Below are 17705 nucleotides of genomic sequence, written 5' to 3' on the forward strand. Positions count from 1 at the left end.
TACGATGGATTACACCAAACTTATCAAAGAAGTGGGGCGCGGAAAAAATCACGCCCGGGATCTGGATCGGGAACAATCGCACGCGCTGTATCGCGAGATGCTGGCAGGTGAAGTGCCGGATTTACAGCTGGGGGCGCTGCTGATTGCGTTTCGTATTAAAGGCGAAGCGGAAGAAGAAATGCTGGGTTTTTATCAGGCGATAGAAGAAAGCGTCATGCGCCTGCAGGCCCCGACAGACCGTCCGCTGCCGGTGGTGATCCCCACCTATAACGGCGCGCGTAAACAGGCGAACCTGACGCCGCTGCTGGCCATCTTGCTCAGCCGTCTGGGGCTGCCGGTGCTGGTGCATGGCGTGGATGAAGATCCGACCCGGATCACCAGTGCCGAGATTTTCCGCGCGCTGGGTATACCCGCCACACAAAACCAGCAGGAAGCGCAGCAGCAGCTGGATGCCGCCCGCGGACCGGTCTTTTTGCCGATCTCCGTGCTGTGTGCGCCCATTGAGAAACAGCTCGCCCTGCGCTGGCAGATGGGGGTTCGCAACAGCAGCCATACGCTGGCGAAACTGATCACACCGTTTACCGGTCAGGATTGCCTGCGCTTATCGAGCGTTTCGCACCCGGAATATGTGCAGCGCGTTTCCTCGTTCTTCCGCCAGATCGATGGCCGCGCCTTACTGACGCAGGGCACCGAGGGCGAAGTGTATGCTAACCCGTCACGCTTCCCGCAGACGCACCTGATCGCCGCCGGAGTTCAGCAGGTGCTGGCAGAAAAAGAAGAGATTTTCGCCGCGGACGTGCCTGCCTCGAAAGACGTGGCGACCACCGTCGAATACATCAATCAGTGTCTGAATGGCGGGCGCGCGATCCCGCAGGCGATCATCACGCAACTGGCGTGTTGTCTGGTGGCCGCAGAGGTTTGTGCCGATATGGCCGAGGCCAGAATGATTGTGGATCAGATATTTTAAAAGCCGGGAATGAGCTAAGTTAGCTCCTCCCCCTGTGAAGGGGGTGGGGTATTAAGGTCAAAATCAGGCGTTTAAGTGTGCTTAAGCATGGGTTTCGCCTTTAATACTCCCTCCCGGCCTCTCCCTTCGCAGGGGGAGGAGTTAAAAAACTGCCTGTATTCCTCTAAAAATCCTGCGTTTAAGTCCGGATCAGCTCCCCAAAATCTCCGTTACCCTGTTCAAAAGTGTGGTTAAAGGCTAAAATAAAGGAACTACGAAATCTATTCACTGATTTCATTCGTTTTTTTATAAAGTTTTATGGAGATTTAACTATGGAAACGTTACCAGCTTGCCCGGCATGTCAATCTGAATTCACCTGGCAGGACGGCGAAATGCTTAACTGCCCTGAATGTGGACATGTCTGGTCGATGAACAGCGATGCAGCGGGTGAAGATGACACGCTGAAAGTGGTGGATGCCAATGGCAATCTGCTGGCGGATGGCGATTCTGTCACGGTGATCAAGGACCTGAAAGTCAAAGGCAGTTCTTCGATGCTGAAAATCGGCACCAAAGTGAAAGGCATTCGTTTAGTCGAAGGCGATCACAATATTGACTGCAAAATTGACGGTTTCGGCCAGATGAAACTCAAATCCGAGTTCGTTAAGAAAAACTGATCTCCGCACGATCCTGCCTGACGTTCAAAAGCGGTTCTGCCATATCGACATAACCGCTTTGCGAACATACACTCAATGCATAATCTCGTTAACTTTCAGCAGAGAAGAATGCATGAAACAGGCTCAGGACTATTTTAACGCGCTCAATCGCGACTACCTCAACGTGCATCAGGACAAAGAGAATTTGTTCTGGCAACACTATATGGGCACGGGTGATGAAAACGTCTCCGACGCATTCTCCGCTGCCGAAACCGCCTACAAACGCTTTATCGCCGAACCCTCCCGTCCGAAAGAAATCCGCGATGCCATTGCCGCCGCAGAGAAAGAACCTGCCGGTGAAGCGCGTGATGCGTTGCTGCATGGCCTGCGCGGCTGGCTGAGTTTCTTCGACTGCAACGTGATTGAAGATCCACAAGCGCAGGCGCTGATGGATGAAATCATTCAGGCCGAATCCGTGCTGTTTGGTAAACGCAAACAGTACCGGATGACCCACATCAACAGCAAAGGCGAGCGCGTTAATGCCTCCCTCGGCGAGCTGCTGACCAATCAGGCCAATAACGAAAATGAAGCCTACCGCCGCAGTTCGCAAAATGCGTTGCGTGAACTGGAAGAGTGGCTGCTGCATAACGGTTTGCCGCAACTGATCGGCCTGCGTAACCGTTTTGCGCGCCAGCTCGGTTACCGTAACTATTTCGATTATAAAGTGAATAAAACCGAGCGCATGACGCCGGAACAACTGTTCGCCATCCTTGACCGGTTTGAAGAGCAAACGCGGGAAAGCAACACGCGCAGCCTCAATGAACTGGTGGCGCGGGAAGGCGATGCCGCGCTGCTGCCGTGGAATATCCGCTTTGCCAGCGCCGGTGACGTGACCCGTCAGCTTGATCCGTATTTCCCGTTTGCCGATTCCCTGCGTCGCTGGATCGACAGCTTTAAGCGCCTGAATATCGGCTTTAACGGCGCAGAAATGCAGCTGGATTTACTGGTGCGCGAAGGCAAATACGAGAATGGTTTTATGCACGGGCCGGTGCCGCCGTTTTATGACAACGGCAAATGGGTGCCCGCGGTGATTAACTTCACCAGCCTGGCGAAACCGGATCAGATTGGCAGCGGTGCGAGCGGCCTGAATACGCTGTTCCACGAAGGCGGTCACGCGGCGCATTTCGCCAATATCCGTCAGAACGCGCCTTGCTTCTCGCAGGAATTCCCGCCGACCTCGATGGCTTACGCCGAAACCCAGTCGATGTTCTGCGACAGTTTGCTCGACGATGCCGACTGGCTGAAGCGTTATGCGAAAAATACCGCCGGAGAGCCGGTGCCGGATGAACTGATCCACGCCAGCATCGAAGCCCGTCAGCCGATGCGCTCTTTCAACGAGCGTCATATTCTGCTGGTGCCGTATTTTGAATGGCAGCTTTATCAGTGGCCGGATGAGAAACGCACGCCGGAAGCCATGATCGCGCTGGCGCGTGATGTCGAAACGCACATTTTAGGCGTGACCGGCAGCCCGCGCCCGACGCTGGCTATTCCGCATCTGCTTTCCATGGAATCCGCCTGTTCCTATCAGGGCTATCTGCTGGCGATGATGGCCGTAGAACAGACCCGCGCATTCTTCCTGAAACGCGACGGCTACCTGACCGATAACCCGGCCATTGGCCCGGATCTGGCGAAACATTACTGGACGCCGGGCAACAGCGTCAGTCATGACGATACGTTGCGCAGCCTGACCGGTGAAGGCTTCAATCCGGATTATCTGGCGCAGGCCTGCAACCAGACGATTGAAGCCGCGTGGCAGGATGCAAAGCAGACGATCGAAAAGGCCTCCGCACGCGAGCAGCCGGCAGCCGATTTTGACCTGAATGTGCATATCCGGGTGGTGGACGGCAGTCTGATCCTCGCGGACAGCGCCGACGGTGATGATGCCATGTGTCAGGATTTTGCGGATTTCGTTGAGCAGAACTACGGAAGTAAATAGCGACGGCAGCGAATAACCGTCATTGATGAAAAAGCCACCGGCAGCGAACACTGTGCGGTGGCTTTTTTTATCGCAAGATTGTTAACTCAGCGGGCGTCGGGGCGCGTCAGGTCGAAACGTAAGTCTTCGGAAATGGCGTAATACGCCGACGGGCCGCCCGCGCGTAAAACCGGCTCGGCGAGGGCGGTCTGATAAATCCCGTCCACCAGCAGATGTGGCGCGATATGCACGGCGACCACTTCACCCAGCACCAGCCAGGTATCGATATCGCCGCCGGCGGCGGTTTTCAGCTGGATGCATTGCGTGAGTTTGCATTCAAAATTGACCGGACTTTCCAGCACACGGTCGGCAGCCACCAGCGTGCCGGGTTGCGCGGTCAGTCCTGCAAATTCAAATTCATCCACGCCGCGCTCCAGAGAGGCCGAGCTTTCATTCATTTTGACCGCCAGCGAGCGGGTGGTCAGGTTCCAGACGAATTCGCCGGTTTCCACAATGTTTGCCACGCTGTCTTTCCAGCCGCTGCTGGCGAAACCGATGATCGGTGGCCGGTAATTGAAGCAGTTAAAGAAACTGTAGGGCGCGAGATTGCGTTGTCCGGCAGCATTGCGGGAGGAAATCCAGCCGATCGGGCGCGGGCCGACAATGGCGTTCAGCGGGTCATGGGGCAGGCCGTGGCCTTTTGTTGGTTCGTAGTAATAGCGATCATCAGCGGTCATGATTTTCCTCAGCAAATAATTCATAAAGACTATGATTTGTACATTACCGGATTTCATCCCCCGTTGAGCGTTTTTATGTGCCCGTCTGCGACAGGATGCTTCCGGCAGGCGGCGGCGCTTTGTGGTATCTTGTGCGCCATTCATGAATATCCAACGCCTCATCGCATGTTTTATGCGTCGCGCACACCTTTCGGAGAGTCAATCAGGTGGAAAAAAAGAAAGTCTTCCCTCAGGAAAAAAGCGGTCTTCACCCGCGAAATCGTCATCGCAGCCGCTATGATTTCCCGGCCCTGATTGCCAGCAGCCCGGAACTGGCACCGTTCGTTACCGAAAACAAATGGGGCGATTTATCGGTAGATTTCGCCAATCCTCAGGCGGTAAAAGCCCTGAACCGTGCGTTGCTGCGCGACTGCTATCAGATTGAACACTGGGATATCCCGGCTGACTATCTGTGTCCGCCGATCCCGGGACGTGCCGATTACATTCACCATCTGGCCGATTTACTGGCCAGCAGCAACCAGGGCAATATTCCGCAGGGCAAAGACATTTCCGTGCTGGATATCGGCGTCGGCGCGAACTGTATTTACCCGATCATTGGCCTGCGCGAATATGGCTGGCGTTTCACAGCCAGCGAGATTGATGCGGTTTCTATGGCTGCGGCCAAAAAAATCGTGGCGACCAATCCGCTGCTGACCAATCAGGTGCGTTTCCGTTTACAGGCCAAACCGCAGCGCATTCTCGACACCATTATCCGTCACGATGAGCGTTACGACGCGGTGCTGTGTAATCCGCCATTCCACGCCTCTGCGGCGGATGCGGCGTCCGGCAGTCAGCGCAAACGTCAGAACCTCGGTCTTGATCGTCGTGCAGGCACGGCTGAACTGAACTTCGGCGGTCAGCACAACGAATTGTGGTGTGAAGGCGGCGAAGAAGCCTTTGTGGTCCGCATGGCGGAAGAGAGTGCCGGTAAGGCGCAGAACTGTTTCTGGTACACCGTTCTGGTGTCCAAAAAAACCACACTGCCGCTACTGTATGACGCGCTGAGTGAAGAGGGTGCCACCGATGTCCGCACCATCGAAATGGTGCATGGTAATAAGATCAGCCGCTTCGTCGCCTGGACTTTCCTGACTCCCTCGCAGCAAAAAAGCTGGGCAATCAAACGCTGGTCAGTTTGATCACGGGGTGAATTGCCTTAGTCCAGCGCGTTCATCTGACAGTGAACGCGCCGGAAAAAATAGTCCGGCATCCCCCTTTCTTTTTCAGTGGAATAAATTATGATTAATTCACTATAAGAAAGTTGATTAATTATCTGAGTAATGATTTTGCGCGTGACTTTATTTTTCACCGCATGCTGTTGTTTTTGTACGTTCCTGCCTGCAACCCACCCAGGGGTCATACTAATGTTACGCCGGTTATTATCAGCATTATTAATAACCTGTGAAACTTAGCACGTGTTTAATTCAGTTAATTGCCTTTTGTGCATTAATTCACGTTATCTGCCACAGGGTGTCTGTCCTATGCAATTATTTTCTCATCAATTTAGTACGGCATGGCGTGATAAGTTCGCGGCTATCCAGCAGGCAGTCCCGATGATTGCCTTCTCGCCAGAGGGCGTGGTGCTTGAGGTCAACGATCTGTTTCTCAGCAGCATGGGTTACAGCAGAAACGAAGTGATAGGCCAGCCTCACCGGATGTTCTGTACCCCGGAATTTGTTGCCAGCGATGCGTATCGCCTGCACTGGGAGGGTTTACGGCAGGGGAAGTCCGTCAGTGGAAATATTAAACGTGTGCAAAAGAATGGAAACTTAATCTGGCTGGAAGCCACTTACATTCCGGTAAAAAATAAACAAGGCAAAGTCACTGAAATAATTAAAATTGCCAGTGATGTCTCCGAAAGAATTAACGAATCGCACGAACACCAGGGAATTCTACAAGCACTTGAACGTTCTATGGCGCTGATTACTTTCACGCCTGATGGTCATGTCATTTCTGCAAACAATAACTTCATGAAAGTCATGGGGTATTCGTTGCAACAGATTAAAGGCCATTCCCACGCGATGTTTTGTCTTCCGCAATACCGTGACTCTCACGAATACCGCAATCACTGGCAGCGCCTGCGTAACGGCGAGTTTATTCTTGGCCGTTTTGAGCGGGTGAATGGCCGGGGTCAGTCCATCTGGCTGGAAGCCAGTTACAACCCGGTGATTGATGACGACGGCAAAGTGGTGAAGGTTGTCAAAATCGCGCAGGACATCACGGCGCAGATGGATCAGCAGCGTCAGCAGGAAAGCATGATGACGCATGTGCATGAGTTGTCGCTGACCACCGATAAAACGGCGGCTGAAGGTGTGACCATCGTGCAGAAAGCGGTGGAAGATATGCAGGAAGTGGAAGCGCTGGCGCGCCGTACCTCTGAGATTATCGGGCAACTGGGACAGACCTCTGAACGTATTGGCGAAATGGTGGATACCATCCGCCGGATTTCATCCCAGACCAATCTGCTGGCCATCAACGCGACGATTGAAGCGGCACATGCCGGAGAACAGGGCAGGGGATTCGCGGTGGTCGCCGGAGAAGTCCGCTCACTTGCCGATCAGTCCCGCAAAGCGGCGGTTGAGATTGATCAGCTGACCCAGAATATCCGCGACGGCGTCATGGCCGCCATCGACGGCATGGGCAACTGCGTTAACCGCGCAGGCGGCGGTGTCGCGCTGAGCCGCAATGCCGGTGATGTCATCAATCAGGTCAACCTCGGCATGCAGGATCTGGTGCGGATGATGGCGGAGTTTTCCGTTGTCGCGAGGGACCAGGGGCAGACGAGGCATTAGTTGTCGTTTTGCTCCCTCCCCTGCGAAGGGGAGGGTTGGGGTGGGGTATTAAGGTCAAAATCCGCCGTTAAAGTGTACTTTTACCAAGGCTTAATCTTTAAAACCTCCTCCCGGCCTCCCCCTTCGCAGGGGGAGGAGCAGGTCAAAACCTAAGAAACAGCCATTTTCCCCGGATTTTCTGGCGGCAAGCCTTCATCTTTATAAATCTGCACTGCCTGCCTCGGCATCGCCATGCCGGCTTTCTCGAAGTGGATTTTCACCAGCCTGTCCAGCGCGTACTGCACCGTCCATTGCTCCAGCGCTTTGGTGCGCACCAGCACGCGGATAGTGAAGAACTGGTCGCCTAATCCCACCACACCCTGGAAGGTCGGTTCGCCAAGCAACAGCGGTTTGATTTTCTCGTCCTGCTGCAGTTCTTCCACGGCCTGACGCAGGACGTCATTGGCTTTATCCACGTCTTCGTCGCGGCTGATGTTATAGCTGGCGCGGTAGACGCCAAATTCACGCTCGTAGTTGGACAGGGTGGTGATCGACGAATAAGGCACGATATGGAAGACGCCGTAAATGTCGCGCAGGCCGATTGAGCGGATGGTCATGCTTTCGACCGTGCCGGTGATCCCCATGACGGTGACGTACTCGCCGGTATTCATGCCGTTTTCAAACTGGATGAAGATCCCGGTGATGACGTCTTTCACCAGCGTCTGGGCACCGAAGCTGACCGCCAGACCCAGCGCACCGGCACCGGCGAGCAGGGGCGCGATATTCAGCCCGATTTGCGAAAGCATAATCATCACGGTAATAGTGCAAATTACGATGGCGAGCACGTTACGGAACAGCGTCAGTAACGTGCGTTCGCGGGCGCTCGGGCGTGCGCCGTTGCTCAGTTCCTGCCCCAGACGGTGTTCAATCATGCTGGCCAGCAGCGTCCAGCCGACAATCGCAAAGCACAATATAAACAGGATATGCCCCAGCCCGCTGATCACTTTCTCACCGGCGTCGGTCATAAACCATTTATTGAGGTTGAAGATGTGCCAGGCATCCAGCAGCGACAGGGTGACGCTGAGCACCACCAGCACGCGGATGATTTTCAGACCCGCCGGAATGTACGAGTTGATGCGTTTTTGCAGCAGGGGATAACGGCGGTTAACGTCGTCGGGCAGGGTAATGCGGCGGTTGATCCAGCGCGAAAGCAGACCGGAGAGCAGGGCGCCGAGGGCGATCACCACCAGACTTTTCAGCGTGGCCGTCATCATAAACCGCAGGCTGCCCGCAAAATCAAACTGTGACAGGAAAAACAGCACCACAAAATAACTGACAGCCAGCAGATGCCAGACATGCCCGAGGGCGCGCAGGATCACGCTGAAAAAGGCCATTGAGCGTTCGGCCAGCAAATTGAATTCGCGGTGGATGGTGCGCCGGTTATGCATAATCAGCCAGCTGGCATACACCGTCAGCGCAAGCATCACCACGAAATTGACTACCGCCGCCGTGGTGTAATTGATTTGCGTGGCAACGACCGGCACGCCGACCATCAGCGCATAGCCAATCAGGCCGCTGACCCATGCCAGACGGGTATTCCAGTAGCGTGCGGTCATGTCGGTCAGCGGGAACGGACGAAGATAGCTGAAGCCGGGCGCAAAAATCAGCCGCAGTACGGCTTTGAAAAATTCAATGACGGCAAAGGCGCTGAGAAACAACGCCTGCTGGCGTGCAATGAGTGCGCTGCCACCGTTCACATATTGGGTGAACAGGTTTCCGGCGGCGACAGTCAGCAGCAAAATGACCACATCAATGGCAAACGCGCCCAGAATGCTGGCGGGCAACTGATACCAGTGCGCCTGTTTCAGGCGGGCGTTATTTCCCCAGCGCCCCAGACGGACATACAGCGGGCCGACAAGTTTACGAATCAGATGAAACAGGGCAAACGTCACGGCAACGGTTAACAGAAAATATCCCAGCGCCGGAAAAAAACGATCGGCGCGAAAATGATGCTGCGGGCCGGAGTCGATGGTCTCTTTCAGTTTTTCTACGCGCTGTCTGAACTGCGCGACAGTCTCTTGCGTGGTATCGACCAGCTCGTCGATCAGGGAAAGCTGTTGCGGCTTAGGTTCGCTCTTTTCAGCGGCGGGAGCAGGCGCTGGCGTTTCGCTTTTGGCCGCTTCACGCAGATGTGAAATCAATTCAGCCCTGGCTTTATCATCCTGAAGAATATCGGCCAGCGCGGTGTAAGAGGCTTTTTGCTGATCGGCACCGGCGGGTTTTTCTGCCGCGTGGCTGAAGGCACTGAACAGAGCCAGCATGATAAACAGCAAGGTGAAAAGTAAATGTGTCTGGATGCGGTGAGCCAACGGAGTCCTGTCGTTATGCGGCATTGTTCCTCTCTCAAATAAGGCGTTTTCGAAGGTGGGTAGTGTAGGAAATTGTGGCGAGCGATGTGTAGGGTGACGTGCGATAAGCAGGCAGCGTTACAAAAACTCCCTCCCCTGCGAAGGGGAGGGTTGGGGTGGGGTATTAAGGTCAAAAACCAAATTCAAAGTGTGCTTTAACTCGGATTTTATCTGCTAAACCCCCTCCCTGCCTCCCCCTTCGCAGGGGGAGGAGAACGGCCGCGTCACGCTTAAGATACGTGTTGCAGGAACTCGCGCAGACGCTCGCTCGGCGGATTGTTTACCAGATCCGACGGTTTACCGTCTTCTGCAATGCGGCCTTTATCGATGAAGATCAGGCGAGAGGCCACTTTCTCGGCAAAGCCGACTTCGTGGGTCACGATCACCATCGTCATGCCTTCTTCTGCCAGTTGCTTCATGACGGTCAGCACTTCATGACGCAGTTCAGGATCCAGCGCAGAGGTTGGCTCATCAAACAGCATCAGTTTAGGCTTAACTGCCAGTGCACGGGCAATTGCCACGCGCTGCTGCTGGCCACCGGAAAGCTCTGACGGATAGTGGTTGGCCCGTTCGGACAGACCCACTTTCGCCAGCAGTTCTTTCGCCAGTTTATTGGCTTCATCTTTCGACGCGCCACGCACACGGATCGGGCCGAACGCCACGTTTTCCAGTGCGGTCATGTGCGGGAACAGATAGAACTGCTGGAACACCATACCGGCTTCCTGGCGGATCAGACGTTCGTCGACTTTCGGATCGTTGACTTTCAGGCCATCAACAATCAGTTCGCCGGAAGTGATTTCTTCCAGCTTGTTGATGCAACGCAGCAACGTGGATTTACCGGAGCCGGACGGCCCGATGATAACCACGACTTCACCCTGAGAAATGTTCAGATCGATGTCGTGGAGCACCTGGGTTTTACCAAAGTGTTTTGAGACGTTCTTGAATTCAATCATATAATTTTCAGTTTGCGTTCTAAGCGGCGCAGAACAAAGCTCAGAGCCAGCGTGATGATCAGATAGATAACAGCCACCGCACTCCAGATTTCCATGGCGCGGAAGTTGCCGGCGATGATTTCCTGGCCCTGACGGGTCAGCTCGGCGACACCGATAACGATAAACAGGGACGTGTCTTTGATACTGACAATCCACTGGTTACCCAGGGGTGGCAGCATGCGGCGCAACGCCAGCGGCATGATGATGTAACGCAGGGTCGCACGGCGGGATAAACCCAGTGCCAGACCGGCTTCACGGAAACCGTTGTGAATAGACAACACCGCGCCACGCGTAATTTCCGCGATATACGCACCGGAGTTGATGATGATTGTCACCACCGCCGCGCTGAACGGATCGATCCGCAGATCGGGCACCATCATCGGCAGTGCGAAATAAATGAACATTACCTGTACGACAATAGGCGTACCGCGAATAAGCTCGATAAAGACCAGTGCGACGTTGCTGCTGAACCAGCCACCAAACGCGCGGGCAAACCCCGCAATCACACCAATAATCAGACCGCCAACCAGACCGAGGACCGAAATCCACAGGGTCATTTTAGCGCCTTCGAGCAGGATAGGCAGAGCGGGCCAAATTACGCTCCAGTCAAACTGCATGGATTATCTCCTGGTAAAACAACAAACTGCGCCTGTCCGGATCACTTTCCGGCAGGCGCTTCTTATCAAGTGCTCTTTCTGAAAAGGAACGACTTAAATGAAAAATGACTTATTTAGGTTCGGTATCAAACCATTTTTTGTAGATGGCTGCGTAAGTACCATTCTCTTTGATGGTTTTCAGCGCGGCGTTGGCTTTTTCACGCAGGTCGCTGCCCTGAGGGAAAGCGATACCGTATTGCTGACCCGCCAGTGAATCACCGACCGCTTTGAACTGACCTTTACCGGCAGTTTTGATGAAGTACAGAATGTTTGGCGTGTCGTGCATCACCGCATCAGCACGGCCTGTGCCCAGTTCCATATAGGCGCTGTCGATGTTCGGGAACTGACGCAGATCTTTGGTCTGCACGTTGGCTTTCATGTAATCCACGGAGCTGGTGCCGCTTTTCACTGCCACGGTTTTGCCTTTCAGATCAGCAACGCTTTTGATCGCGTCGTTGTTGCTCTTAACCATCACCATCAGGCCGCTGTTGTAATAGCCGTCAGAGAAGTCGATCGCTTTTTTACGTTCCGGCGTGATGGTGATACCCGCCAGCGCCAGATCGATGTTATGTGTTTGCAGGGCAGGAATGATGCCGCCGAAATCCATTGGTTTCAGTTCATAAGAAACTTTCATCTCTTTGGCGACCGCGTCCCACAGGTCAATGTCGAAGCCGACGTACTTGTCGCCTTGTTTGAATTCAAACGGTACAAACGCAGTGTCGGTAGCTACGATCAGTTTTTTATCTGCTGCGTGGGAGCTAACGGCAAAGGCCAGGGTTAACGCGGCCAGGGAAACTTTTAAGAGTGACTTCATCAGTGAATTTCCTTTGTACATATTATGGGAACGACTTTATATTACGGCCTGTTTATGCAATATTCATGCCAAAAACGATGCATATTAAAATTCAATGGTTTAACGTCGTGCTGAACCGATCAAGCTGACATTTACGGCAGCAAGGCACCATTATGGTGCGTTGTTACAGGTTGTCATGTTCTCTCATGGTGCACAGCCTCATCATTAACCAGATGTTGTCTTTTAAACAATCATTAATTAACAAATGCGCTGCTCAAATGATAACTCGCTCTAACTTTCCCGGAACATGGGGAAAACGAGTGCTCAGTTTTGAAGCAGATGTAAAGGAAGGGAAGGGAGTATTCACGCAGGAAATAGCTTTCGTTGAACCATAATGGTGCATGGGTATATAAGAAAAAGTGCTAGCGTAACTGGCTGTCTTTGCTGCCACGACGATTATATCCGGCATGATCCTGCTGTTTTTTGTCCAGTGCGGCCTGACAGTTCACACAATACTGAACGCCCTGAAGTGCTTTTCTGCGGGCCTCGGGGATCGGCTCTCCGCACTCTTTGCAATAGTGCGCACTGTCGCCATGTCCGAGGGACTGACGTGCGCGTTCGACGGCATCGCTGACTGTCGAATCGATCTGATCCTGAACGGCGCCATCTTGCGCCCAACCGCTTGCCATGACTGACCTCCGGAATGACCTCAGAAAAAGTAAAAACGGGCCGGTGATCTCCACCCGCCCGCTTCGCATTGATCTTCATACATGTTGCCGCAGCCTAATCACTGCGGCTACCGAGTCCTGATTACTCGATATTGGATTCAATGAACCACAGGAATTTATCCAGGTCGCGCGATGCGGCAGTGAAAATATCTGCGGTATCTTCATCTTCAACTTCGCCGATGGCTTTACGGGTGTCGTTCGCGACCACGCCATAACGCTCAGCCAGTGCTTTCAGATGTTCCTGCACGGTGTGGATATTGGTCGGGTAGCTTTTCAGCGGGGTTTTATCATTCACCACCTGCACGGTACCCAGTGCCACGCCGCCTAATTGCACCACACGTTCTGCGATGGTGTCCTGATGATCAATAATCGCAGTACGGAAACCATCAAGCATTTCATGGACGGCAATAAAGTTTGCGCCACGCATATTCCAGTGAGCCTGTTTGGTGATCAGCGATAAATCGATATATTCCGTCACCAGACGGTTCAGCACCTTGATAGTATTCAGTTTAACGCTTTCATCTAAATCGTTGCGTGTGTAGATAAGTTCAGAAGATTTCGTTTTGACCAGTTTAGCGGTACTCATATTTAGATCTCCTTGTTTCGCTTACTGTTAATTAATAGGTATTTCAGAACTGCATACAGTATAGCAATAAATGGGCATTTTGCCGGGCAGTCATTCCTATCACTATGATAGCTCCCGCCATGTGATGCGTCACACCACACAGGTATTTACCGTATCACACTGTTTTCAAAGTGAGATAGGAATGTTCCTGAACGGGCGTCATGTTTTTTGTGGTTTTCATTTTTTACGGGTGAAGTATTAATGAATGTAACATGAAATATCGGGATATATATTCGCCGGGGGAGGGTTGCGGTATATCCAGACTGGAATGAGACATATTAACAAATAAGAATGATTACAGTGTTAATCCGCAAAGATTATTATCCCGGCAGAAATGACGCCGCCGGGATAATAAGCCCACTACGATATTCTCAGCTACATTCTCAGCGCGCCACTGTAGAGTACGGCACCGGTCGGTTGTCCGGTCGGCGACCCCCCGCGCGGCTCAAGGCTTATCGCCAGCGTATAGCCCGGATCAGGCATCTTCGCGGCCAGCGTCAGTTGCGTCGGTTGTTGGGTGTTCAGCAAGCCGAGCGAGCGGGGTTTGCCGCCCGGCGGAATGGCCCACAGTTCGAGGCTGCGGTCCGTGGCAATACTCTGCGCATTCAGCGGCGTCAGCATCAGGCTGCGGGTGCTTTTATCGACACTGACCACCCACTGGCCGCTTTGCGCACCGGCGTTGCTGGCCAGAATCGCCACCGGTGTCGGTGCTTCTGGCTGCACCAGCAGGCGCGGGATCAGCAGCAATGCGGCAAGCCCGGCGGCCAGCGCCCAGCCAACATAACCGCGCACCGGTCTTTTAGATGCCGGCAACAGGCGCACAGGCTGGAGCGCGAGGCTATGCTGAATACGCTTCCACACCGACGCGGGGGGGATCACCGGCACAATCTGATTATCCAGTTGGGTGAAGGCTTCCTGCCAGCGGGCAACTTCCGCCGCCAGTTCAGGATCCGCCTGCATTTTTTGCTCGAACTGTCTCCGGGCTGCGCCGCGCAACGTGCCGAGCGCATATTCAGCCGCGAGGGCAGCATGATAATGGCTTCTGCTTTTCATAGTCCGACGCAGCTCTTTAAGTGATCCAGGGCGCGACGGATCCAGCTTTTGATCGTCCCCAGAGGTTGTTGCAGATGGGATGACACCTCGCCGTGCGACAGGCCCTGATAATAGGCAAGGATCAGGCTTTGTCGTTGTTCGGCGGGAAGGTGCGCGAGGCAGGCGGCGAGAATTTTGGCGTCGCTGTCCTGTTGCAGCCGTTGCAAGGGTTCATCGTTGTCGCTGGCATCGCTGTCGCCCATTGTGTCATCCAGTTCATCTAACTGGTTGTCGCTCCCGCGCATCCAGTCGATAGCGCGGTTGCGGACAATGTGCGTGAGCCAGGTCATCGGGGAACTGAGCGCCGGATTATAAGAGGCGGCGCGGTTCCACGCGGTGATATAGCTGTCGTGTAACACTTCTTCTGCCCAGGCATGTCGCCGCAACATGCGTAATGCGACGGCGAACAGCCGGGGGGACGTCAGACGATATAACTGCTCAAATGCCTGACGATCGCCAACGGCCATGGCGCTCATCAGTTCGCGCTGGATTTCCGGCGCTTTCTCTGGTGTTGGCTTAACTAAAAAATTGTCATGCATTCGCCCGTCCTGACTTACTGAGGTGCTGTTTCATAAGAGAAATCATGCCCTCAGTATAGTCGGTATTATTTTGGCATCAGGACGGTATCAATGACGTCGATCACACCGTTCTTCTGCTGGACGTCATAAGTGCTGATATTGGCGATATTTCCTTTGCCATCTTTGAGCTGAATATTGTGCGGACCGTTATTCATGATCCACAGTGGCTGGCCGTTAACGGTTTTCAGTTCCGCCGTGCCGTTGCCTTTTTTCAGCAGTTTTTCCAGATCTTTCATTTCATATTTACCCGCCACCACGTGATAGGTAAGGATGCTGGTCAGCGTGGCTTTGTTTTCCGGTTTCACCAGATTGTCGACAGTCCCGGCTGGCAATTTAGCGAAAGCGGCGTTGGTCGGCGCAAACACAGTGAACGGACCTTTGCCCTGCAACGTATCCACCAGACCGGCGGCTTTGACTGCTGCCACCAGCGTGGTGTGGTCTTTTGAGTTCAGGGCATTTTCGACGATATTTTTGGAAGGATACATTTCAGCGCCACCGACCATGGTGGTGCTTTGAGACATCATTGCAGCCATTGACGCGGTGCTCAGCAGAAGAGATGCACAGATAGCGGTACGGAGTAATGTTTTCATGATGGTGTCCTGCGTAAGTTAAGTAGGTAAGGTCTTGCCTCACATCTATACATACGAATGACCCCCTGCGTTTGGATGCAGGAAAAGATGAAAAAAAGGGAAATAAATGAACGTTATTTTTAATGCCTTGATACCAAAGAAAAAAGCCACGTTCTGATCACGTGGCTTTTTCGCAAAAAGGGGCGGGATTATTTACCGGAAGGCGTATTGCCGGGAATATCCACCGTTTCGATTTTGGTTTTACGTTGCAGGGTCAGCGTGGAACCGGCAGAGGCCGCGATAATCGCCGCCAACCCGAGCCACTGGGTTGCCGTCAGGAATTCACCGAGGAAGATAATGCCGGAAAGGGCGGCCATCGCCGGTTCCATGCTCATCAGCGTCCCGAAGGTTTTGGCAGGCAGTTTGGTCAGCGCCATCATTTCAAGTGAATAGGGGATGGCGGAAGTGAGCAGGGCGATCAGCAAGCCCAGCGGTAAAATTTCCCAGCTGAAAATCGAGGTATGCGCCTGAACGGCACCGATCGGGAAGAAGATTAACGCGGCAATCAGGGAACCCATCGCGGCGGTCCCCGGCCCGTAACTGCTGCCTGCGCGCTGTCCGGCCAGAATATACACCGCCCAGCAGGCCCCGGCGATCAGCGCAAAACACGCCCCTTTCAGATCGACGCCACCGGCACTTTGCCCGAGCGGCAACAGGAAAAACAGGCCGAGCACCGCCAGCACCACCCAGATGAAATCGACCGGACGGCGTGAGGAGAACATCGCGACCGCCAGCGGGCCGGTGAATTCCAGTGCAACGGCAATGCCCAGCGGCACCGTCCGCAGCGCCAGATAAAACGAATAGTTCATACAGCCGAGCGCCAGCCCGTACATCAGCAGCGCCCGCAAATTACCGCCGCGCATTTTCAGGCGCCACGGACGAAAATAGAGAAGCAACAGGATCGAGCCGATACCCAGACGCAGCGCCGTGACGCCTTGCGGGCCAACCACGGGGAACAGGGTTTTTGCCAGTGACGCGCCCCCCTGCAGGGAAAGCATGGCGATCAGTAACAACAGAATCGCAATCAGCGGAGAGGCTTTTTTCGGTAATGCGGGAACCGGAGGGCTGTTGTTATGCGTCGCAGATTCCTGCGGCTTATGTTGTCCTGACTGTGTCATCCATTGCGCCTTTTGAGGTGATCCCATGAATCCGGAACTTCAGATTTATAGTTTTGAAAAGAAAGGTAAAGAGCAGTCAGTGTAGTGGGAAATCAGGAGAGAAAAAATCTCTGAAAAAAAGTTTTTTTTGGAGCGGCTTTCTGAAAAAATGGCTGAAAATAGTTCATTTTTTGTCCAAAACTTTAGGATTTATCTGCTAATCTTAAAAAGTTCAATAAGTTTACCTTATAGTTTTTGTGGCAAAAATCACAATAAAATTATAAGGATACACTATGTTGGAAACTTTCTGTTACACCATATGATGCTTTGGACATCTATAATCAGGCAGAGTTTCACACTGCTTTTTGTTATATTTTCAAACGTGAAGGTTACTTTGGTTTCTCTTTTTGAGGTGGTTATTATGAAAAAAATCGCATGTCTTTCCGCATTAGCTTGCGTTGTTGCACTGGGCGTTTCTACAAGCGCATTCGCTGATACCAGCACCGTTACCGCTGGCTACGCACAGGGTGATATGCAAGGCGTTGCTAACAAAGCAAACGGCTTCAACTTAAAATACCGCTACGAACAAGATAACAACCCACTGGGCGTTATCGGTTCTTTCACTTACATTGAAGACGACAGCACTCCGGCTTCTGGTGACTACCGTAAAGGTCAATACTACGGCATCACTGCAGGTCCTGCTTACCGTCTGAACGACTGGGCTTCCATCTACGGTGTTGTAGGTGTGGGTTACGGTAAATCTCAGTACACCGAATCAGCAGCATCTACCGCTGGCCGTGAAAAATACGATTCAAGCGATTACGGTTTCTCTTACGGTGCTGGTCTGCAGTTCAACCCAATCGAAAACGTTGCTCTTGACGTTTCCTACGAACAGTCCCGCATCCGCAGTGTTGATGTTGGCACCTGGATCGCAGGCGTGGGTTACCGCTTCTAATTCTTCGCTTTTGCGTAACGTCTCGTCGTTACAC

General features: G+C 53.2%; 17 protein-coding genes. 6 read left to right on the forward strand and 11 right to left on the reverse strand.

Translation table 11 applies throughout. From position 1 onward, the window contains the following. The first annotated feature begins 4 nt into the window (after window positions 1–4). The 3 genes from ybiB (at window position 5) to EYY67_RS05085 (ending at window position 3595) form a co-directional block, all read left to right on the forward strand. Complete coding sequence (gene ybiB / locus EYY67_RS05075) at window positions 5–967, forward strand: DNA-binding protein YbiB (RefSeq protein ID WP_131692977.1); 963 nt, start codon at window positions 5–7, stop codon at window positions 965–967. A 311-nt stretch (window positions 968–1278) separates the two neighbouring features. After that, window positions 1279–1620, forward strand: a complete 342-nt coding sequence (locus EYY67_RS05080) for a zinc ribbon domain-containing protein YjdM (RefSeq protein WP_095922766.1) — start codon at window positions 1279–1281, stop codon at window positions 1618–1620. Between the two features lie 112 nt (window positions 1621–1732). Continuing rightward, window positions 1733–3595, forward strand: a complete 1863-nt coding sequence (locus tag EYY67_RS05085; protein WP_131692978.1) for a M3 family metallopeptidase — start codon at window positions 1733–1735, stop codon at window positions 3593–3595. Between the two features lie 86 nt (window positions 3596–3681). Here EYY67_RS05085 and EYY67_RS05090 read toward each other — a convergent pair whose 3' ends face one another. Then, entirely contained in the window at window positions 3682–4311 is a 630-nt protein-coding gene (locus EYY67_RS05090; protein ID WP_095922764.1) for a flavin reductase family protein, read from the reverse strand. A 206-nt stretch (window positions 4312–4517) separates the two neighbouring features. On the opposite strand from EYY67_RS05090, the gene rlmF reads away from it, so the two are divergent. Continuing rightward, window positions 4518–5486, forward strand: a complete 969-nt coding sequence (gene rlmF, locus EYY67_RS05095; protein ID WP_131692979.1) for a 23S rRNA (adenine(1618)-N(6))-methyltransferase RlmF — start codon at window positions 4518–4520, stop codon at window positions 5484–5486. 342 nt (window positions 5487–5828) lie between these two features. Further along, the gene (locus tag EYY67_RS05100) at window positions 5829–7139 is read left to right on the forward strand and encodes a methyl-accepting chemotaxis protein (protein WP_131692980.1); all 1311 of its coding nucleotides are present in this window, start codon (window positions 5829–5831) and stop codon (window positions 7137–7139) included. Between the two features lie 149 nt (window positions 7140–7288). On the opposite strand, the gene ybiO is transcribed toward EYY67_RS05100, so the two are convergent. The 10 genes from ybiO to rhtA form a co-directional block, all read right to left on the reverse strand. Then, the gene (ybiO, locus tag EYY67_RS05105) at window positions 7289–9487 is read right to left on the reverse strand and encodes a mechanosensitive channel protein (RefSeq protein WP_462938069.1); all 2199 of its coding nucleotides are present in this window, start codon (window positions 9485–9487) and stop codon (window positions 7289–7291) included. 269 nt (window positions 9488–9756) lie between these two features. Further along, window positions 9757–10479 carry a glutamine ABC transporter ATP-binding protein GlnQ gene (glnQ, locus tag EYY67_RS05110; RefSeq protein ID WP_095922760.1) on the reverse strand — a complete coding sequence of 241 codons (723 nt, stop codon included), beginning with the start codon at window positions 10477–10479 and terminating at the stop codon, window positions 9757–9759. Next, entirely contained in the window at window positions 10476–11135 is a 660-nt protein-coding gene (glnP, locus tag EYY67_RS05115) for a glutamine ABC transporter permease GlnP (RefSeq protein ID WP_013574682.1), read from the reverse strand. The genes glnQ and glnP overlap by 4 nt, the downstream gene beginning before the upstream one ends. 109 nt (window positions 11136–11244) lie before the next feature. Continuing rightward, window positions 11245–11988, reverse strand: a complete 744-nt coding sequence (gene glnH, locus EYY67_RS05120; protein ID WP_013574683.1) for a glutamine ABC transporter substrate-binding protein GlnH — start codon at window positions 11986–11988, stop codon at window positions 11245–11247. 401 nt (window positions 11989–12389) lie between these two features. Further along, complete coding sequence (locus EYY67_RS05125) at window positions 12390–12656, reverse strand: DksA/TraR family C4-type zinc finger protein (RefSeq protein ID WP_131692982.1); 267 nt, start codon at window positions 12654–12656, stop codon at window positions 12390–12392. 121 nt (window positions 12657–12777) lie between these two features. Beyond that, complete coding sequence (gene dps / locus EYY67_RS05130; RefSeq protein ID WP_015689551.1) at window positions 12778–13281, reverse strand: DNA starvation/stationary phase protection protein Dps; 504 nt, start codon at window positions 13279–13281, stop codon at window positions 12778–12780. A gap of 414 nt (window positions 13282–13695) precedes the next feature. Further along, entirely contained in the window at window positions 13696–14373 is a 678-nt protein-coding gene (locus EYY67_RS05135) for an anti-sigma factor (protein WP_095922757.1), read from the reverse strand. Beyond that, complete coding sequence (locus EYY67_RS05140; protein ID WP_119822527.1) at window positions 14370–14951, reverse strand: RNA polymerase sigma factor; 582 nt, start codon at window positions 14949–14951, stop codon at window positions 14370–14372. Before EYY67_RS05140 ends, EYY67_RS05135 begins: the two co-directional genes overlap by 4 nt. Before the next feature lie 65 nt (window positions 14952–15016). After that, the gene (locus EYY67_RS05145) at window positions 15017–15580 is read right to left on the reverse strand and encodes a fasciclin domain-containing protein (RefSeq protein WP_120164107.1); all 564 of its coding nucleotides are present in this window, start codon (window positions 15578–15580) and stop codon (window positions 15017–15019) included. Window positions 15581–15768: 188 nt separating this feature from the next. Beyond that, window positions 15769–16737 (reverse strand): threonine/homoserine exporter RhtA, encoded by a 969-nt coding sequence (gene rhtA, locus EYY67_RS05150; protein WP_095922754.1) that lies wholly within the window; start codon window positions 16735–16737, stop codon window positions 15769–15771. Between the two features lie 400 nt (window positions 16738–17137). On the opposite strand from rhtA, the gene ompX reads away from it, so the two are divergent. After that, window positions 17138–17671 (forward strand): outer membrane protein OmpX, encoded by a 534-nt coding sequence (gene ompX, locus EYY67_RS05155; protein WP_095922753.1) that lies wholly within the window; start codon window positions 17138–17140, stop codon window positions 17669–17671. Window positions 17672–17705 lie beyond the last annotated feature (34 nt).

The sequence above is a fragment of the Rahnella victoriana genome (assembly GCF_004330295.1).
GTDB classification, from domain to species: Bacteria; Pseudomonadota; Gammaproteobacteria; order Enterobacterales; family Enterobacteriaceae; genus Rahnella; species Rahnella victoriana.